At 62.0% G+C, this 17,809-nt stretch carries 16 protein-coding genes and 1 pseudogene; 13 read left to right on the top strand and 4 right to left on the bottom strand.

All coding sequences use genetic code 11. The features are described 5' to 3' along the window. Positions 1–119 precede the first annotated feature (119 nt). Positions 120–299, top strand: a complete 180-nt coding sequence (locus GV161_RS04465) for a hypothetical protein (RefSeq protein WP_152015846.1) — start codon at positions 120–122, stop codon at positions 297–299. Then, entirely contained in the window at positions 299–526 is a 228-nt protein-coding gene (locus GV161_RS04460) for a helix-turn-helix transcriptional regulator (RefSeq protein WP_152015847.1), read from the top strand. The genes GV161_RS04465 and GV161_RS04460 overlap by 1 nt, the downstream gene beginning before the upstream one ends. Positions 527–796: 270 nt before the next feature. Here GV161_RS04460 and GV161_RS04455 read toward each other — a convergent pair whose 3' ends face one another. Together GV161_RS04455 and GV161_RS04450 are read right to left on the bottom strand one after the other, a co-directional pair. Further along, positions 797–1,048 carry a hypothetical protein gene (locus GV161_RS04455; protein WP_152015848.1) on the bottom strand — a complete coding sequence of 84 codons (252 nt, stop codon included), beginning with the start codon at positions 1,046–1,048 and terminating at the stop codon, positions 797–799. A 54-nt stretch (positions 1,049–1,102) separates the two neighbouring features. After that, positions 1,103–1,819 (bottom strand): hypothetical protein, encoded by a 717-nt coding sequence (locus GV161_RS04450; protein ID WP_152015849.1) that lies wholly within the window; start codon positions 1,817–1,819, stop codon positions 1,103–1,105. 114 nt (positions 1,820–1,933) lie between these two features. On the opposite strand from GV161_RS04450, the gene GV161_RS04445 reads away from it, so the two are divergent. The 8 genes from GV161_RS04445 (at position 1,934) to GV161_RS04410 (ending at position 12,347) form a co-directional block, all read left to right on the top strand. Next, positions 1,934–2,161, top strand: coding sequence for a helix-turn-helix transcriptional regulator (locus tag GV161_RS04445; protein WP_152015850.1), 228 nt, complete (start codon positions 1,934–1,936; stop codon positions 2,159–2,161). A 179-nt stretch (positions 2,162–2,340) separates the two neighbouring features. Beyond that, positions 2,341–2,940, top strand: coding sequence for a restriction endonuclease subunit S (locus tag GV161_RS04440; protein ID WP_152015851.1), 600 nt, complete (start codon positions 2,341–2,343; stop codon positions 2,938–2,940). After that, on the top strand, positions 2,937–4,505 hold the full coding sequence (locus GV161_RS04435; protein WP_152015852.1) for a type I restriction-modification system subunit M: 1,569 nt from the start codon (positions 2,937–2,939) through the stop codon (positions 4,503–4,505). The genes GV161_RS04440 and GV161_RS04435 overlap by 4 nt, the downstream gene beginning before the upstream one ends. Positions 4,506–4,710: 205 nt before the next feature. Further along, positions 4,711–5,457, top strand: coding sequence for a GIY-YIG nuclease family protein (locus GV161_RS04430; protein WP_159650136.1), 747 nt, complete (start codon positions 4,711–4,713; stop codon positions 5,455–5,457). After that, a complete protein-coding gene (locus tag GV161_RS04425; protein WP_152015854.1) occupies positions 5,454–6,761 on the top strand; it encodes a restriction endonuclease subunit S in 1,308 nt (435 codons plus the stop codon). The genes GV161_RS04430 and GV161_RS04425 overlap by 4 nt, the downstream gene beginning before the upstream one ends. Beyond that, positions 6,761–8,401, top strand: coding sequence for a DUF6119 family protein (locus tag GV161_RS04420; RefSeq protein ID WP_152015855.1), 1,641 nt, complete (start codon positions 6,761–6,763; stop codon positions 8,399–8,401). The genes GV161_RS04425 and GV161_RS04420 overlap by 1 nt, the downstream gene beginning before the upstream one ends. Beyond that, positions 8,398–11,619, top strand: a complete 3,222-nt coding sequence (locus GV161_RS04415; protein ID WP_152015856.1) for an HsdR family type I site-specific deoxyribonuclease — start codon at positions 8,398–8,400, stop codon at positions 11,617–11,619. The genes GV161_RS04420 and GV161_RS04415 overlap by 4 nt, the downstream gene beginning before the upstream one ends. An 8-nt stretch (positions 11,620–11,627) precedes the next feature. Then, the gene (locus tag GV161_RS04410) at positions 11,628–12,347 is read left to right on the top strand and encodes a SprT family zinc-dependent metalloprotease (protein ID WP_152015857.1); all 720 of its coding nucleotides are present in this window, start codon (positions 11,628–11,630) and stop codon (positions 12,345–12,347) included. A 50-nt stretch (positions 12,348–12,397) separates the two neighbouring features. Here the strand turns inward: GV161_RS04410 and GV161_RS04405 are convergent. Continuing rightward, positions 12,398–12,602, bottom strand: a pseudogene (locus GV161_RS04405) (transposase domain-containing protein); the annotation flags it as partial. Between the two features lie 170 nt (positions 12,603–12,772). Between GV161_RS04405 and GV161_RS04400 the strand changes: the two are divergent. Continuing rightward, a complete protein-coding gene (locus tag GV161_RS04400; protein ID WP_201302988.1) occupies positions 12,773–13,603 on the top strand; it encodes an inositol monophosphatase family protein in 831 nt (276 codons plus the stop codon). Here GV161_RS04400 and GV161_RS04395 read toward each other — a convergent pair. Next, complete coding sequence (locus GV161_RS04395; protein WP_152012914.1) at positions 13,600–14,928, bottom strand: FAD-binding oxidoreductase; 1,329 nt, start codon at positions 14,926–14,928, stop codon at positions 13,600–13,602. The genes GV161_RS04400 and GV161_RS04395 overlap by 4 nt on opposite strands. Before the next feature lie 326 nt (positions 14,929–15,254). Between GV161_RS04395 and GV161_RS04390 the strand changes: the two genes are divergently transcribed. Together GV161_RS04390 and GV161_RS04385 are read left to right on the top strand one after the other, a co-directional pair. Then, on the top strand, positions 15,255–16,106 hold the full coding sequence (locus tag GV161_RS04390; RefSeq protein WP_152012913.1) for a VOC family protein: 852 nt from the start codon (positions 15,255–15,257) through the stop codon (positions 16,104–16,106). A gap of 98 nt (positions 16,107–16,204) precedes the next feature. Further along, a complete protein-coding gene (locus tag GV161_RS04385; protein WP_152012912.1) occupies positions 16,205–17,809 on the top strand; it encodes an ABC transporter substrate-binding protein in 1,605 nt (534 codons plus the stop codon).

The raw sequence follows: 17,809 nt of genomic DNA, 5'->3' as shown, positions 1-17,809 counted from the left end.
GGGCTTATTGGTGCCGCGGCGATCCTGCGTCCGACGCAATATCAGCCTGTCTCCTGCAAAATTATGCGCGGCGTCGCCGCATGTTTCCATCGTCTTCGGAACACGATGGAGACGACGCCATGGACCAGTACCGCCTGATCGATCTGCGCACCCAGGCGCTGACCATCGTCACCCTGGAGCGGGCGGCCGAGCTCGCCGAGATCGACGCCGACGAGATCGTCTGGGCGATCGAGGCCGAGGGCATCTGCGAGACCGATCTGCACGTCATCGCGGCCATGGAGGAGCCCGCTGCGTTCTGATGCGACCGGGGTTGCATGCGCGCGTCGTCGCGCTGCTCGTCGCCGCGCGGCGAGATCACTGCCTGACGCAGGCTGATCTTGCCCGGCGCCTCGGCCGCTCGACTAACTTCGTCTTCCGCGTCGAGGCCGGCGCCCGCCATCTCGACGTCGCCGAGTTCATCGTCATCGCCCGCGCGCTCGAGGTCGATCCCTACGAGCTCCTGCGCCAGGCCGAAGCGCAGGGCTGACCGGCGGGCGGGCAGGGCACGCGGCTATAGCTATAGCGGCGCAGGGCGCCGCAGCCGCGGGGTACGGTACGGAGCGCCAGGGGCACGCTCATGCCGGCGGCAGGGCAGGGCAGGGCGGGGCCAGCCCGCGCGCAGTAGAGACAATGCGCGGCGCCCTCCGGGGGGCGACGCCTTCGCGACCTCCCCCCATCTTCATATTGTTGAAGCCAAGGCCGGGGGACCCGCGAGACATCCGCACAGTCCCATGGCTGATACTATGGCACGCGCTGGTTAGCGCCGCCGCACTCCCGCGGCGATCAAATCCAGGCCCTCGCTCATATCGGCGATGCGGCGCTGCATTTCCATCTGCTGCGCGACTGGCAGCATGGTGCGCATGCACTCATCATGCTGCGGCGAACGCTCGCCATAGCCGGCCTGGAAGCAGACCAGCTTCGAGCGGGCTTCGGCGACCTGTTGCGGCGTCTGGCAGCCGGCGAGTGAGATCGAGCAGAGTGCGAGGGTGGTCAGAATTTTGGTGCGCATAATTTTCTCCGGGCAAAAAATCGACACGGAAACACGCCGAAAACTCGCGCACAATCATGGGTTTGCTGGAGCGATCAACTGTGCGTGCAGGAAGCTCGGATCAGCGGTCTCGAGAACATGGTGCGCCGCCTGCGACAAGGCCGGGCGGTGCCGTTGTTGGATCGCCAGCATGAACACGACATTCGAGGTAAGTATCGCCCAGATCTCCGCGCCCGGTGCACCGCTATGGAGGTCACGAGCCAGAGTTTGAATGAAGCTAGCTCGCTCTTTCATGGGGAAGTGCTGGTAGACGAGCAGGGAATGCCCTGCGGCGTAAGTCGCCCTCAGCTCGTCGTGATAGACGTATTTTGACGATCTCTTCCGACCCTTCGGTGTGGCTCGCACTTCGATGCCGTTATCGGGATCGAAGAAGATCAGGTCGGTATTGGCTAGAGCCGCGCCGGCACGCCGGAACCAGAGCTGTCGCTCGAACAGCGCCTCCGGCACTATCTCGTTGAAATAGATCGCTCGTGCCAAGACGCCGCTTGCTTCGATTGTTCCCAGTCGCTGCCCGCGGGGCGTCTCTCGCACCGTCCGCATGATCGCGTGTAGCTCCGGGTCGTGCGCCTCTTGTTTGGGTAGGTCGAGATAGCCAAGCTTGTTGCCGTGCCCGCTGGCGTCGTCGCGCGTCAGCATCCAGCAGACGCCGAGCCTCAGGCCGGATCGAGCAAGCAGCCGCAGCAGGGCATATTTCCGATAGTCGTTGACGTCGCCGACGTACTGCTCCTTCACACTCCATCCCCCGAATCATCGCCTCGGGGTGCAGCATGCCGAAATACTCCATTTTGGGGTATTCGAAATTCGGGTTGAATTGGACGGCCGGTTTCACCGCTTCAGGCGCCGGCTTTGGCTTCAACCCAACCCGACCTCTACAAGGCCCTGCTCCAGGCGCTCATCCAGGCGCGAAAGGACGCCGGCATCACGCAGGTGGAACTCGCGGCTCGCATCGGGCGAAGACAGACCTTCGTGTCGAAATACGAGACCGAGGAACGACGGCTCGATGTGGCCGAGTACATTGCCATCGCGAGGGCGATCGAGGCCGAGCCCTACATGCTGATGCGGCAGGCAGAGTAAGCGATCAGCAGGTCCAATACGGCTGAATATGGCCATTCCGGACACCGGTAAGGTCCGCTTGTGGGCATTCAAATCGTACCGGCTGACGGGCTTTCATCGCTGGGCAAAGAGATAAAACAGAGCTAGAGAATCCCTCATATTCGCTTTGACTCAAATTTCGCACTTTGCTAGTTTGAGTCATGCTCGAACTCAGAGAAATTGCGGATGTGGTCTCCGGCGTCGCGGTCAAAGAGGCTGCGGGCGGCATGTCTCGCTGTGTTCGGCTGTCTGATCTCACGGAACTGCGAGCGGGGCATTCGCCCAAGTTGATGTCCGGAGAGGCGCCATCTGTGGCTCGCGCCTATGCGATCGATGAAGGCGATGTGATCGTCGGCGCGCGAGGATCTTTGACGGCCTCTTATGTAGGCGACGCCGCAATCATGGGGGCTTTTGTTTCTCTTGATCTTTATCTGGTGCGACCGAATCGCGCGATGGTCGATCCCTATTACCTCGCAGCGTTCCTCGATCTGCCGACGACGCAAGCCGCGTTTGCCGCCAGCAAGCAGGGGAGCGGTCTCGCGCGCCTGCCAAAGGAAGCTTTGGAACGGATGGAAGTGCCCCTTCCGCCGATGCATAGGCAGCGCCTTATCGCAGGTTTGTCAAACGCCTTCCGTTCGGAAAACGAACTGCTCCAGCGGCTGCTCAATCTCAACGAAACTACGGGTCGCGAGACGATCGCACGAGCCATCGAGGCGGCGGTGCAGATCAAGTTTGCGCAAGGGAAAGGATCAGCCCCATGACCGCACTCCGACAAGACGACATCCTCTCGGCGGTCTGGCGTGCCTGCGACACCTTTCGCGGCGCTGTCGATGCAACGCAGTATAAGGATTATATCCTCACGGTCCTGTTCCTGAAGTACATCAGCGACGTCCGGCGGAAGCATATCGAAGAGTTTCGTCGTGAATTCGGCGGCGATGAGTTTCGCATTCAAAGGCGGCTCGATCGTGAGCGCTTCAAGCTGCCCGGCATCGAGCTGAAGAACGCTAAAACGAATGCAGTGGAAGAAAAATTTCTAGCGGACTTCTATAGTCTCCATGAACGACGCTCGCGTGACAATATCGGTGAGCTGATCAATATCGCGCTCGACGCGATCGAGAAAGCGAACGAAGGCAAGCTTGGCGGCCTGTTCCGCGCGATCGATTTCAATTCCGAAACAAACCTCGGACAGGCGAGGGATCGCAATCGGCGGCTCAAGACCCTGTTGGAGGATTTCGCCAAGCCAGGGCTTGATCTTTCGGACACGTCGGAGGACGTGCTCGGCGATGCCTACATCTTCCTGATCGAGAAATTCGCCTCCGACGCTGGCAAGAAGGCAGGCGAGTTCTTCACGCCGCGCAAGGTGTCCGAGGTCGTTGCCAAGCTCGCTCATCCGAAGTCGGGCGATCGCATTTGCGATCCGGCCTGCGGGTCCGGCTCGCTGCTCCTGCGGGCTGGTGAAGAGGTGAGTGACGGCAACTACCAGCTCTTCGGCCAGGAATCGAATGGCCAGACCCGATCACTCGCGCGCCTCAACATGCTGCTGCACAAGCAGGACGGAGCGCGCATCGACTGGTGCGACACTCTGAACACGCCGACGTTGATCGAAAGCGATCATTTGATGCGCTTCGACGTCGTGGTCGCGAACCCGCCCTTCAGCCTCGACAAGTGGAACGGCAACACTGACTCGGCGGGGAATGCCCTTCCCGACCCCTATAAACGCTTCACACCGCACATGCCGCCGAAAAGCCGGGGCGACTACGCGTTCATTCTCCACATGCTGGCGATCACTCGGCCCACGGTCGGACGCATGGCCGTGGTCGCGCCACACGGCGTTCTGTTTCGGTCCGGCGCGGAAGGCCGCATCCGCGAAAAGATGATCCGCGACAACTTGCTCGACGCGGTCATCGGCTTGCCTGCTCAACTCTTCCCGACGACCGGCATTCCGGTTTGCATCATGGTGTTCGATAGGGCGCGCGAGGACAAGGGACTGCGCAGCCACGAGCGGGACATCCTGTTCATCGACGCGAGCCGCGACTTTGAGGCGAGCAAGAAGCAGAGCCGGCTGCGGGACGAGGATGTCGCCAAGATCATCGACACTTATCGGGGCCGCATCGAACGCGAACGCTACTCCCACAAGGCGAGCTTCGAGGAAATCGAGGAGAACGGCTTCAACCTCAACATCCCGCGTTACGTCGACACCTTCGAACCCGAGCCGGAGGTCGACCTTCAGGCGGTCCAGAACGAAATTCGTGATCTCGAAAGCAAGCTCGCCGAGACGCGGGCCAAGATGAACTTCTACCTGAAGGAACTCGGCATCGATGTCTGAGTCTCCTTCACGATACTCTTCCAAGCGCGGCCGAACACTGAAGCTCTATCTGGTCGATGGGTCGCCGTCTGGTGTCATCACGGCGGAGCTGGGCGTCTCTTCGGTCCGCGCGGCGGTCGCCTCTCGCACGGCCTTGCCGGAATTGATCAGGCGTGAGGAAGCCGCGCGCACGGGCATCTATCTACTCGTGGGCCCCGATCCCAACATGCCGGGTCGCCAGCTCGTCTATGTCGGCGAAGGCGATCAGGTGAAGACGCGCCTCGCTCATCACGACAGCGATGAGACGAAGGAGTTCTTCACCCGCACGGTGCTGATCGTCTCCAAGGACGAAAACCTGACGAAGGCGCATGGGCGCTATCTCGAAAGCCGGATCATCGCGGCCATTCGCGGCGCAGGCCGTGCAAAGCTCGTCAACGGCACGGAGCCGCCGTTCAAGGGCCTGCCAGAACCCGAGATCGCCGATATGGAGCGCGTTCTCGACGAGATCGAGGTGCTGCTCCCGGTGCTCGGTTTTGACGTGCTGCGTCCGGCGGGGCATGAGGCGGGCGAGTTGGTGAAAGCGGAAACGGCGATGCCGGTCGCGGCTCCATCGCCGATGGATGGCGATGCCGTGTTCTCCTTTACAGAAGCCGGCACCAAAGCGACCGCTCGCGAGGCCGGCGACGAGTTCGTCGTGCTCGCCGGATCGCTGGCGAAGGCGCTGGAAGTTCCGAGCTGCGGCGAGGGCTTGAAGCGCCGCCGTGCGGAACTCATCACAGACGGCATACTGACGCCCTCGGATGATCCAAAGTTCCTGCGCTTCACCGCCGATGTCGCCTTCGACTCGCCTTCCGGCGCGGCGGGCGCGGTCTATGGCGGCAACGTCAATGGCCGCTTCTACTGGAAGCACGCGACGACCGGCGAAACCTATGGCGACTGGCGCAAGCGCAGGATCGGCGGGGGTGCAGGATGAGCGACGCCCCCGAAGACATCGAAATTGAGAACGCGACCGCCTATCCGCCGAGCATTCAGGCTGGCATTCCTAAGCTTGGACAAACGCCGAAGGGATGGACGCGATACTTCCTGGGCGACCTCCTGCGTAGGGTTGTACGACCGGCGAAGCTTCGTGACGCCGAAGCCTATCAGCTCGTTACGGCGAAGCGCAGCCGGGGTGGCATCGTTGCGCGTGAGACGCTGCGCGGCGATCAAATCAAGACCAAGACTCAGTTCTATGTCGAGGGTGGCGACTTCCTGATCTCCAACCGGCAGGTGTCCCATGGGGCTTGCGGCATCGTGCCGGAAAGCCTGCACTGCGCTGTGGTGTCGAATGAGTACACGGCGTTTCGCACGTCACCAAAGCTTGACCTCGCATTCCTGAACGCGTTGTCGCACTCGGTCTATTTCCAGCAGACCTGCTTCCATTCAAGCATCGGTGTCCATGTCGAGAAGCTGGTCTTCCGGCTCGAAGACTGGATGGGCTGGGAATTCGACGTTCCCCCTCTCGACGAGCAACGGCGGATCGTCGCTGTTCTGGAAACATGGGATCGCGCTATCGCCGAGACCGAACAGCTCATCGACGCAAAGCGGCGGCGTTGGCGGCTCTTGGTAGGCGAGTTACGCCAAAATCGTTGGAAACCTGTCGCGCTCGGAAAGCTTGGTCGATGGGTTGGCGGCGGCACGCCAAGCAAGGTCGTAAACGACTATTGGCAGAATGGCGACATTCCATGGGTGTCGCCCAAGGATATGACCGAATGGCAAGTGTCTTCATCAGAAGACACGATCACGGCTCGCGCGGTTCGAGAGAGTGCAACTCAACTGCTTCCCGCAGGCTCTGTGCTGGTCGTCACGCGCAGCGGCATTCTCCGAACCAAAGTGCCCGTAGCTGTCGCAACAAGGCCGGTGTCCTTCAATCAAGACATCAAGGCGCTAGTCATGTCTGATGTTCGCTTCGGTAGCATCATTGCAGCGCTGATCCATGCCGAAGCCGACCGCCTACGGCGGGCCACAGTGAAAACCGGAACCACGGTCGAAAGCATCGACCTCGACGGGTTGAAAGCCTTCCAGCTCCGAGTTCCTGAAGGCGTTCGCGAAGTGGATATTGCGCATTCGGTTGTTGTTGGTGGATTGCAAGAGATCGATGGCCTCGAAAAACAGCTCGATCGCCTGCGCACTCAAAGGCGCGGTCTCATGCAAAAGCTGCTGACCGGCGGCTGGCGGCTCGATGCGCGTTTCGATCCGGTCGTTGCCGTGTCTCTTCTGGCCGTGAGGGGAGCGTGATGAGCAAGAAGACGCATACGGTATCGATCCGCTTGCTCCGGGACCACAAGCAGCCGGATGAAGCGGTTCGCGAGGGCGTGACTCTATCGGAATGGGACAAGTTGGAGGGCGCGAAGATCGCGCTCGACACGTTGAACGGTGGTACGCCGAAATGGGCTAAGTTCCTGAACCTGACGGAGCAGCAGAAGAAAGCGATCTTCAACGTCACCGCCTATGGTCTCATCTTTCTGTCAACAAAGGGCCGTTGGTTCGCACTGTCGTTTGGGCTTGGACACGTCAAGCTTGATCCCGACGCGTTCGAGCAAGACTTCGGCTTGCGCGTGGTGCTCAACACTGTTGCGCCGACCAAGCTTCGCAGCGCTGACATCCGAACGCCCGACGAAAACACGACGACCCGACGCACTCAGACGGCCCGTCGCTCGGACCAGACGGCGTTCAGCATCGACATTGAACGTGACATCGTCCGCGGATTGGCTGGCGAGCCGCATGATACAACGTTTGCGCTGAGAGTGGCCGGCAGCGACGGCTTGACGCTGACGAAAGAAATGGACGTCGGCGACCTACCTCAGGTTTGCGCCGACGCGCTGACTGCGTTCAGCAAGACCGATTACAAGACGAATTTCGGCTGGGTCGATCAGATCAAGCATGTGCGCGACAAGGCATTGATCGAAAAGCTCAATGTGGCCCTCGCCGCCGCCCTTCACGGGGCTCTGACGGGGCCGATTCCCGACACGCTGCATCTTGCCTATCCGGTCATCTATGACCCCGAGAAGGCGCGGCACATACAGTTCAAGGGGTTCCGCTCGACCAACATTCACACTGATCTCGAAATCAGCGCCTATATGGCTGATTTGAAGGAAAGAGGTGTCACGGCGTACGCGGCTGAGCATCTTGTCTTGCACAAGGCGCACGAATGCGATGCGAACGGGAAGGACGAGGGCGGAAGCTGGAAGATCAAGGAATGCCTTGTCTTCGAAGCCGAAGTCGATGGCCAGAAGTACGTGCTGTCAGGCGATCGATGGTACTGCATCGAAGCAAATCTAGCGAAAGAAGTCTCGGACTTTTTCGCCACGATCCCAATCCACACCCTGCCGCTTGCTGAGGCGAATGACAACGAAGAGAGCTACAACAAGCGTGTCGCTTCAGGCGGACATGATCTGCTTTGTCTCGATAGGAAAACAGTTAAGCCGACCGGCGCGAACTACGCGATTGAGGCATGCGACTTCCTCGGAAAAGACGGCGCGTTCGTTCACGTCAAGGACCACACCTCTTCGTCGCGCCTCAGCCATCTATTCAATCAGGGCACGGTCTCAGCGCGCGTCTTGAAGATGGACGGCGCTTTCCGCGACTTGCTTCGAGTTGAAATCGGGAAGCAAGAAGCGGCGTTTGCCTTGACCGGCTACCAGGCTCAGTTGGCGGGCGCATCAACATCCCTCGATCCCGCGAAACACAAGGTAATCTACGGCGTGCTCTGCGCTCAAAATACCGCGCGGCTGCCGTTCTTTAGCCTCGTGACATTTCGTCAGGCCGCAAAAGATCTTCAAGCACTTGGCTTCTCCTGCGCCTTCGCGTGGATCAAGAAACCAGCTTCGACCAAGGCCAAGAAGCCCCGAAAGCCAAAGGGCGGCGGTGCGCCATGACGCGCTCCCCCCAGTTCACCACCTCTGAGGCTGGCGGAGCGCAGCTGCAAACGCTGAATACGCTGATCAATTGCGGCTGGCGCTATGTGACCAAGGCGGAAGCCGATCAGTGGCGCGACGGACGGCGCAGTCTGCCCTTTCTCGAAACGCAACTGCGCAAGGACCTCGCCCGGATCAACCGCATCCACCTCGACGGGCGCGCCCATGCGTTCTCCGAAGCCAATATCGACGCTGCAGTGCGGCGACTTGCCGATCGCATCCCTGAAGGCGTCCTGCGCGCCAACGAGCGCATGACCGATGACTTGTTGCTAGGCATCGCCCTGCCGCAGACGATCGGCGCGACGTCGCGTGAGTGGCCCTTCAAGTTCATTGATTGGGCCGACTGGCGGGCCAACAGCTTTCAGGTGACAGCCGAATACACAGTGAGTGAGGCGGGAGGCACAACCATCCGCGTCGACCTCGCGCTGTTCGTTAATGGCATTCCGCTCGGTGTTATCGAGGTGAAGGCCTCGCACGTCGCGTCCGATGAGGGCATCGGCCAGCAAATCCGCAATCAGAAGGTTGGCGAAGGCGTCCCCGCGCTTTTCTATTCCGCGCAGCTTCTCGTTGCGGCCAACAGCCATGATCCACGCTACGGCACGGTCGGCACGCCGCGCAAGCTTTGGAGTGTGTGGAAAGAGCGGGAAGACCCGGACAGCTTCATCGCCGATGTGGTGAATAGGCCGCTGGACGGCATCGAATACAGGCGCGTCGCGCTTGATTTCGCTCCCTATATGAAGCGCCACGACGGCTTGATGGAAGACGGTAATCGCTTTGCGACGCCGCTAGATGAGACGCTTGTCGGGCTCTGTAGGCCGGAACGCTTCATGCGGCTCGTGCGGCACTACATGCTGTTCGACGGGCCCCACAAGAAGGTTGCCCGCTATCAGCAGGTCGCGACGATCGAAGCCTTGATGAAGCGGATCAAAGAGCTCGACGCGGCAGGCAAGCGCAGAGGCGGCGTCGTCTGGCACACGCAAGGGTCTGGCAAGAGCCTCACCATGGTGATGCTCGCCAAGTCTATCGTGATGTCGCATACCGCCGCGCGGATGGTGATCGTCACGGATCGAACTGACCTGGACGATCAAATTACCAAGACCTTTCGTGCGACCGGACATGAGCCGAAACGGGCGGCAACGGGCGAGAACCTGCTCACGCTTATCGAAGATCGGACGCCGATCGTCACCACGCTTATTCACAAGTTCCGGGCGGGTCTCAATAAGCGTCGAGTTGTCGACACCTCGCCAGATATCTTCGTGCTCGTCGACGAAAGCCATCGGAGCCAGCACGGTAGTTCGAAGTCGGTGGCGCTGGCCTCCATGCATGATCGCATGCGCGAGCTGTTGCCGAACGCTTGCTTCATCGCCTTCACCGGCACGCCGATCGCCAAGAAGGAGAAGAGCACCTTCGCCAAGTTCGGTGACCTCGTGCAGCCCGCTTATTCGATGCGCGATGCGGTCGGCGACAAGGCGGTCGTGCCGCTCCTTTATGAGGGGCGCGAAGTCGTCACTGACGTCGACGAAGGTCAGATCGATCGCTGGTTCGACGTTCACACTCGCGACTTATCCGATGCGCAGCGGGCCGATTTGAAGCGCAAGATGAGCCGCGCGCGGGAGATCGAAGGCATCGAATCCCGGCTGCAATCGATCGCTTTTGACGTGGGCCAGCACTTCCTCGCCAACTTCAAAAGTACGGGCCTGAAAGGCCAGGTTGCCGCATCCTCGAAACGGGCGGCGATCCAGCTCAAGAAGCTGTTCGACACCTTCGGCGTCGTTACCACGGAAGTCGTGATTTCCGCGCCGGACATGCGCGAAAGCGAAGATGAGGTCGACGAGAGCGACGATGATCTCGTCCGCACGTTCTGGCGTCGAATGATGGATCGGTACGGCGGAGAAGATGCCTACAACAAGACGATCATCGAGCAGTTCAAGGGGCCATCCGACCCTGACATCATTATTGTCGTCGACAAGCTGTTGACTGGCTTCGACGCGCCCCGCAACACGGTCCTTTATGTCGCGCGCAAGCTGCGGGAGCATGGCCTATTGCAGGCCATCGCGCGCGTGAACCGCGTCTTCGATGAAGATGGCGCTCCCGAAAAGCCGTTCGGCTTCATCGTGGATTATACAGGCGTCTTCAAAGACCTTGGCGAAGCCTTGTCAGCCTATGACGAGCTTGAAGGTTTTAGCGAGGTGGATATCGCGCAAACGATTGTTGCTATCCGTGAAGAGGCTGGCAAAGTGCCGGATGCTCACGCGGCGCTGCTCGACGTTTTCAAGTCGATCTCGAATACCTATGATGCTGAAGCTTATGCCAAGCTGCTTGCCGATGAGGTAATCCGCGAAGAGTTTTATCGTAGGCTGACCGAATTTGGTCGGTCCTTGAGCGTCGCTCTTGCTTCTCCTAGCTTCATCGAAGCGACAAAGCCGGAAGCCCTCCGGCGCTGGAAGGATGATCTCGGCCGATTCACGGCGCTCCGCGCTGCCGTGAGTCTGCGATACGCAGAGCGCGTTGATTGGCGAGACTACGAAAAAAGAGTGCGGCAACTGTTGGATCGGCATGTTGTGGCGCGCGACGTCATTCAGTTAGTTGAACCGCTGAACATCTTCGATGATCTGGCCATCGAAGTCCGAAGGAATTCAAAGAAAGAAACGGACGCGTCGATCGCCGATACGATCGCACATCAGCTCACGCGGATCGTCGAAGAGAAATGGGACGAGGACCCCATTCTTTTCGATCGCTTTTCGAAGCTCGTGAAGGACACGATCCGGAAATTCCACGAGGGCCGCTTGAGCGAGCTGGAGTATCTGGCTCAGATCAAAGGCCTACGTGACCGCGTCCAGTCAGGGCGCGGCGAAGGAGAACCAACTCCGGAACGACTGAGAAGTGATAGCCATGCCGAGGCTTTTTGGGGGCTGGCCAAACGTAATCTCGAAGCGAGCGGGGCGCCTGACGCTGAGCTTGCGGCCGACATTGCGCTGGAGTTCAGTTCGATCGTTCAGAAGCGGCGCAAGGTCGGCTGGCAGAATGATCGCGATGTCGAGAACGCAATCCGGAACGACATCGATGATTTTTTCTTTGAGGAGCTGCGCGGGCGGCGGGGACTGTTCATAGAACCGTCGGTGCTTGATGCGGTCGTTGACGATGTTCTCGCCTCGGCGAGAGTTCGACTCGCTCAATAGGCGCTACAATGCCGCCAGAGGATCTCCTGATTGAAATCACCTTTGGTGATCGCCGAACGACGGGCAAGGTCGTACGTGCAGAGCGCCGTTACCTCCGGATTGAAGTCGATCCTAATGGCTCGATCAATGTCACTGCGCCGATGTCCGCCGATCTTTCCGAAATCGTTCGCCGCGTAAATCGCCGAGGCGGTTGGATCTTTCAACAATTGGATAGTATCGCGGACCATCCGGTTCGAACGCCCGAACGGCGCTACGTCTCTGGCGAGACACATCTGTTCCTTGGGCGGCAGTATCGATTGGCCATCGAAGCCATCGATGATCCTTGCGTCCGGATAGATGGCGCTCGTCTCTTGGTAGGCGTCAGGAAGCTCAATGACCAAGCCCACTACCGACGCCTTCTAACCGCCTTCTACGCGCTGCAATCACGCGATGTGTTTCGTGAGCGTCTCGAACATGTCTTCCCGCCGTTTGCCCGCAAGGGCCTTACGAAGCCGCCACTTATCATTCGGAAATTATCGAAGCGTTGGGGAAGTTACACGCCAAAAGGGCGGATCGTGCTTAACGTCGATCTGGTTCGCGCCAGCCCGTTGCTGATCGATTACGTCATCTGTCACGAACTAGTGCACGCATTCCACCCTGATCACGGCAAAGAGTGGCGCTCAATGTTCGACGCCGTAATGCCCGATTGGCAGCAGCGGAAATCCTCGCTTGAGGCTGCTCTTCGGTAGACACATCCTTCCTGCTTGCCCCTTTTGTTCGTAAGCGCCGCGCCAGCACCCTATGGATTAGGGATTGAGGATTTCCGGAAGCGCCACGGCATGAGATCTTCGACGCCGCTTTGCGGGTGGCCGTTGATGATGGCGTCGAGGGTTTCAGCGATATAGGCGACGGGATTGACGTCGTTGAGCTTGCATGTGGCGACGAGGGACGATAGCAGCGCCCAGTTTTCCGCCCCGACCTCGTGGCCCGCGAACAGGGCGTTTNGGGGAGGGTTGGGTGGGGGCAGTGCCGCTTAGCGCGACATGAAAGAAGTCCCGAGCCCTGCTTTGCGGCCCCCCATCCCTAACCCTTCCCCACCGCAAGCGGGGGGAAGGGAATGCGTAAACCTTTCTCCTGATTGCCCTGCCACACTCCCTTTGCCGACTGGACCACGATGATCTTTACCCGCCAGGACCATGAGAGACTTGCCGGCATCCTCGCCGAAGCGGGTCGGCGCGAGGTCATGCCGCGCTTTCGCAATCTCGGCGAGGGCGAGATCCGCGAGAAGCGCTCGGCGACCGATCTGGTCACCGAGGCCGACGAGGCAGCGGAGCGCTTCATCAGCGCCGAGCTGGCCAAGGCTTTTCCGGGCGCGGTGCTGATCGGCGAGGAAGCTGCCGCTGCCGATCCTGCGCTGATCGAGCGGCTTGGCGATGCCGAGCTCGCCTTCGTCATCGACCCGATCGATGGCACCCTGAACTACGCTTCCGACCTGCCGCTCTTTGCGGTGATGGCCGCTGCGGTCGTCAAGGGCGAGGTCGTCGCCGCGGTGATCCATGATCCCATCGTTGCCGACAGCGCCATGGCGTTGCGCGGCGAAGGCGCCTGGCTCGCCGGTGACGGCACCAGCCGTGACCTGCGTGTGGCACCGCCGGCCGCCCCGCGCGAGATGACCGGGATGATGAGCTGGCAGTATTTCCCGGAGCCACTGCGCAGCACGCTGCCGGGGCGCACGCCTGCCTTCGCGAATGTCTGCTCGCTGCGCTGCTGCGGCCACGAATACCGCCTCGCCGCTGCCGGCAACGGCCATTTCCTGCTCTATGGCCGGCTCAATCCCTGGGATCACGCGCCGGGTTCGCTGATCCATGCCGAGGCGGGCGGCCATGTCCGCATGCTGGACGGCCAGCCCTATCGGCCGGCGCAGCCGACGCTCGGCCTGCTCTGCGCGCCCGATGAACAGAGCTGGCAGGAAATCCGCGCGATCCTGGTAGGGGAGCTCGCCTAGATCTCCCGCGCGTCCAGCTTGCGGTAGAGCGGCAGGGCGAGCGGCGCGATCCGGCGGATCAGACCCTGGAAGGGCTGCGGCTTCGGCGTCGACAGCGGCAGGCCGAGCGTCTCCAGCGCTGTCCCTTGCGTCGCCTTGGCCAACTCGCGGCCGAGCGAGATCGACAGCGCGACGGCGCGGCCATTGCAGCCAACCCAGCCAAAACCGTTCGGCCCGAGCTGATGAATACGCGGATACCCCGGCACCTGCGGCTGCAGCAGGTTGTCGGGAGTCATCCCGACATAGCCGGACCAGACATAGTCGAACTCGACCTCGCCGAGCTGCGGCCAGAGTCGCTTCAGCCGCGCCGCAACCGTCGGGCGCAGATTGGCCCCGCCGACGCCGGGCAGGACGGCGGCGCCGCCGGTGACCAGGCGATTGCGGGCGTCCCAGCGGGCGAAATAGAGCTCGCGATGCGTGTCCGACATCGCCTGCCGGCCGGGGATCACCGTCTTGGCGATGTTGTCGCTGACCGGCCTGGTCGCCATCTGCCAGGACAGGACGGGGATGACCTCATTGGCGATCTCCGGCGCGAGGCCGGGCTCGAACTCGCCAGTATAGGCGTTGGTCGCCAGCACGAGCGCCCGCGCCGTTACCGAGCCGTTTGCCGTCGTCACCAGCCAGCGGCCGTTCTGATGCGTCATGCTCACGGCCGGCGAGCGCGCATGGATGGTCGCACCGAGCCCGAGCGCGACCTCGGCAAGGCCGCGGGTCAAGGCGAGCGGGTTGATGTGACCGCCGGTGCGGTTCCAGAAACCGCCGAACCAGGCATCCGAGCCGAGCATCTCGGCCGTGGCCGCACGATCGAGCAGCTCGACCGGCGCGCCGATCGCCGACCATTCCCTGACGCGCTTCTCGGCGAGCTTGAAGCGCCCTGGTGAATGCACCGGCTGGACCCAGCCCGCCTGCTCGGCTTCGGCCGGGATCTCGTATTTGCGCACGAGGTCGAAGAGATATTGTGCTGCATCGCGCAACACAGCGTTGAAGCGCTCGCCGGCCTCGCCGTGCCGGGCGGTCATTGCAGAGGGATCGTGGCCGGCCAAAGTCGGGATGACCTGGCCGTTGTTGCGCCCGGAGGCGCCCCAGCCCGGCTCGGCCGCCTCCAGGATTGTGACGCCGACCCCGCTCTCGCGCAGATGGATCGCGGTCGAAAGCCCGGTGAAGCCGGCACCGATCACCACGACATCGCTCTCGATTGCGCCTTCAAGCGTCCCGAGCACAGGGCCGGGCTGGGCCGTGGCGGCCCAGAGCGAGGGCGGCCAGGTGACGGGGGAGGGGGCAGTCATCGGCGGCGTCTTTCGGCTGGGCATGAATGAGTGAGGACCCGCGTGGCGGGCCAGCCTTATCCTTGCCGCCATGTCCGCCGAGCTGCAAGCAGGGCGTTCCCAGCCGTTCATCCGAGGGAGAATAGTTTTCTATGTTTCTTGGCTGAAACGAATGGATTCTACCAAATTTTGGCTTCTCCGCTCGTCTCCTTGAAAATTCTATTCTCCGGACGCTATGTCTCCGGCGCAGCGGGGGCTGCCGGAATTGTCATCCCGAAGCGGTTGCGCCCTAACTTCCGTTCGGATGAACTCTCCCTTCCGCTGGGTTCTGGTCACAAGGGGGCGTCATGCCGCTCAAGCATATTCTCGGTCTCGACCATGTCGTGGTGACGGTTCGCGATCTCGACGCCTCGGCCCGGCAATGGCAGAGCCTCGGCTTCACCGTCTCGCCGCGCGGCACGCATTCGGCCATTCTCGGCAGCGGCAACTACACGATCATGTTCGGGGACGACTATGTCGAGCTGCTCGGCATCCTCGCCGAGACCGAGCACAACAAGCCGACCCGCGACTTCCTCCGGGAGCGCGAGGGGATCGAGCGGGCCGCCTTCACCACCGATGATGCTGCCGCTGGTGCGGCCGAGCTCAAGAGCCGCGGCCTCGAGCCGCTTGGCCCGGTGCATTTCGGCCGCCCGGTCGACCTGCCCAATGGTGGCAAGGGCGAAGCCAAGTTCAATGTCTTCCGCTGGCCGCTCGACGAGAACCCCGGCAGCCTGCGCATCTTCGCCTGCCAGCATCTGACTCGCGAGACCGTCTGGATTCCCGAGCTGCAGAGCCACGCCAATGGCGCGAGCCGGATCATCCGCGTCGAAGTGCTCGCCGACGATCCGAAGGCCGCAGCCGGGCATCTGAGCCGGTTGATCGACGAGCCGGTGAAGCAGCAGGACGATGGCTGGCTGGTGCCCTCCGGCGGCAAGCGCGCCGACTTCTTGTTCTACGATGCGGCCGGCCTCGCCCGGCGCTACCCGGAGGCGGTGCGAGCCGGCGCTGCGCCTGGCGGAGCCGTGGCGATCGTGCTGGCGAGCGCGGACCTCGATGGCGCGGCCAAGGCGCTCGGCTCAGTCGGTGTCCGGCATGGTGCGGCACTCAGCGTTCCCGCTGCGTCCGCCAATGGCCTGATCGTGACCTTCCTGCCGCAATAGTGCGGCTTTCCCCTTTCCGCTAACGGCCCCGTCGCATTGACGGGGCCTTGTGACGCCCGCATCGTGCCTGACATGCACGCCGGCCCAGGAGATCATCCATGGATATGACCCGCCGCGCCGCGCTGAAGATCAGCGCCGCCATCGCCTCGAGCGTGCTGTTCCCGATGCGCTCCTTCGGCCAGGAAACGCCGCGCAAGGGCGGTGTCTTCACCGTCCATTACGGCGCTGAGCAGCGCCAGCTCAACCCCAGCCTGCAGGCTTCGACCGGCGTCTACATCATCGGCGGCAAGATTCAGGAGCAGCTGGTCGACCTCGACGCCAAGGGCCAGCCGGTCGGCGTGCTCGCCGAGAGCTGGGAAGCCGCGCCCGACGGCAAGACCATCACCTTCAAGCTCCGCCCCGGCGTGACCTGGCATGACGGCAAGCCTTTCACCTCCGCCGACGTGCAGTTCACGGCGATGGAGATGTGGAAGAAGATCCTGAACTACGGCTCGACGCTGCAGCTCTTCCTCACAGCGGTCGATACGCCCGATCCGCTGACGGCGGTGTTCCGCTATGAGCGCCCGATGCCGCTCAACCTCTTGCTGCGGGCGCTGCCGGATCTCGGCTATGTCTCGCCGCGCCATCTCTACGAGGGCAAGGGCGACATCCGGCAGAACCCGGTCAATCTGGCGCCGGTCGGCACCGGGCCGTTCAAGTTCGTCCAGTACGAGCGCGGCCAGCACGTCATCGCCGAGCGCAACCCGAACTACTGGCGCGCCAATGCGCCCTATCTCGACCGGATCGTCTGGCGCGTGGTCACCGATCGCGCTGCCGCCGCCGCCCAGATGGAAGCCGGGCAGATCCACTACAGCCCGTTCTCGGGCCTGACGATCTCGGACTCGGCCCGCCTCGGCAAGGACCCGCGCTTCATCGTCTCGACCAAGGGCAATGAGGGCAACGCCCGCACCAACACCGTTGAGTTCAATTTCCGCCGCAAGGAGCTCGCCGACATCCGCGTCCGGCGTGCCATCGCGCATGCGCTCGACATCCCGTTCTTCATCGAGAACTTCCTCGGCGACTTCGCCAAGCGCGGCACTGGGCCGATCCCCTCGGTCTCGACTGATTTCTATCCGGCCGACAACGGCCCGCAGTATCCGTTCGACAAGAAGCTGGCCGCCAAGCTGCTCGACGAAGCCGGCTTCAAGCCCGGCACTGGGGGAACGCGCTTCTCGCTGCGGCTGCTGCCGGCGCCCTGGGGCGAGGACGTTTCGCTGTTCGCCACCTTCATCCAGCAGTCGCTCGCCGATGTCGGCATCAAGGTCGACATCGTCCGCACCGATGGCGGCGGCTTCCTGAAGCAGGTCTATGACGACCACGCCTTCGATCTCGCCACCGGCTGGCACCAGTACCGCAACGACCCGGCCGTCTCGACCACGGTGTGGTACCGGTCGGGCCAGCCCAAGGGCGCGCCCTGGACCAATCAGTGGGACTGGACCGACCCGACCATGGACAAGATCATCGACGACGCGGCGACCGAGGTCGATGCGGCCAAGCGCAAGGCGCTCTATGGCGACTTCGTGCGGCGCGCCAACACCGAGCTGCCGATCTGGACGCCGATCGAGCAGATCTTCCTGACCGCGATCAGCGCCAAGGCCCGCAACCACTCCAACACGCCGCGCTGGGGCTCGTCGTCCTGGCACGATCTTTGGTTGGCGGAGTGA

The organism is Bosea sp. 29B (genome assembly GCF_902506165.1).
GTDB lineage: Bacteria > Pseudomonadota > Alphaproteobacteria > Rhizobiales > Beijerinckiaceae > Allobosea.
Note: the sequence above shows the minus strand (reverse complement) of the source record. Positions and strands in the feature narration are given on the sequence as shown.

What these genes read in the sequence shown, in the direction of transcription:
- GV161_RS04465 (WP_152015846.1), top strand. Translation starts at nt 120, where the DNA reads ATGGACCAGTACCGCCTGATCGATCTGCGCACCCAGGCGCTGACCATC.
- GV161_RS04460 (WP_152015847.1), top strand. Translation starts at nt 299, where the DNA reads ATGCGACCGGGGTTGCATGCGCGCGTCGTCGCGCTGCTCGTCGCCGCG.
- GV161_RS04455 (WP_152015848.1), bottom strand. Translation starts at nt 1,048, where the DNA reads ATGCGCACCAAAATTCTGACCACCCTCGCACTCTGCTCGATCTCACTC.
- GV161_RS04440 (WP_152015851.1), top strand. Translation starts at nt 2,341, where the DNA reads ATGCTCGAACTCAGAGAAATTGCGGATGTGGTCTCCGGCGTCGCGGTC.
- GV161_RS04435 (WP_152015852.1), top strand. Translation starts at nt 2,937, where the DNA reads ATGACCGCACTCCGACAAGACGACATCCTCTCGGCGGTCTGGCGTGCC.
- GV161_RS04430 (WP_159650136.1), top strand. Translation starts at nt 4,711, where the DNA reads ATGCCGGGTCGCCAGCTCGTCTATGTCGGCGAAGGCGATCAGGTGAAG.
- GV161_RS04425 (WP_152015854.1), top strand. Translation starts at nt 5,454, where the DNA reads ATGAGCGACGCCCCCGAAGACATCGAAATTGAGAACGCGACCGCCTAT.
- GV161_RS04420 (WP_152015855.1), top strand. Translation starts at nt 6,761, where the DNA reads ATGAGCAAGAAGACGCATACGGTATCGATCCGCTTGCTCCGGGACCAC.
- GV161_RS04415 (WP_152015856.1), top strand. Translation starts at nt 8,398, where the DNA reads ATGACGCGCTCCCCCCAGTTCACCACCTCTGAGGCTGGCGGAGCGCAG.
- GV161_RS04410 (WP_152015857.1), top strand. Translation starts at nt 11,628, where the DNA reads ATGCCGCCAGAGGATCTCCTGATTGAAATCACCTTTGGTGATCGCCGA.
- GV161_RS04400 (WP_201302988.1), top strand. Translation starts at nt 12,773, where the DNA reads ATGATCTTTACCCGCCAGGACCATGAGAGACTTGCCGGCATCCTCGCC.
- GV161_RS04395 (WP_152012914.1), bottom strand. Translation starts at nt 14,928, where the DNA reads ATGACTGCCCCCTCCCCCGTCACCTGGCCGCCCTCGCTCTGGGCCGCC.
- GV161_RS04390 (WP_152012913.1), top strand. Translation starts at nt 15,255, where the DNA reads ATGCCGCTCAAGCATATTCTCGGTCTCGACCATGTCGTGGTGACGGTT.
- GV161_RS04385 (WP_152012912.1), top strand. Translation starts at nt 16,205, where the DNA reads ATGGATATGACCCGCCGCGCCGCGCTGAAGATCAGCGCCGCCATCGCC.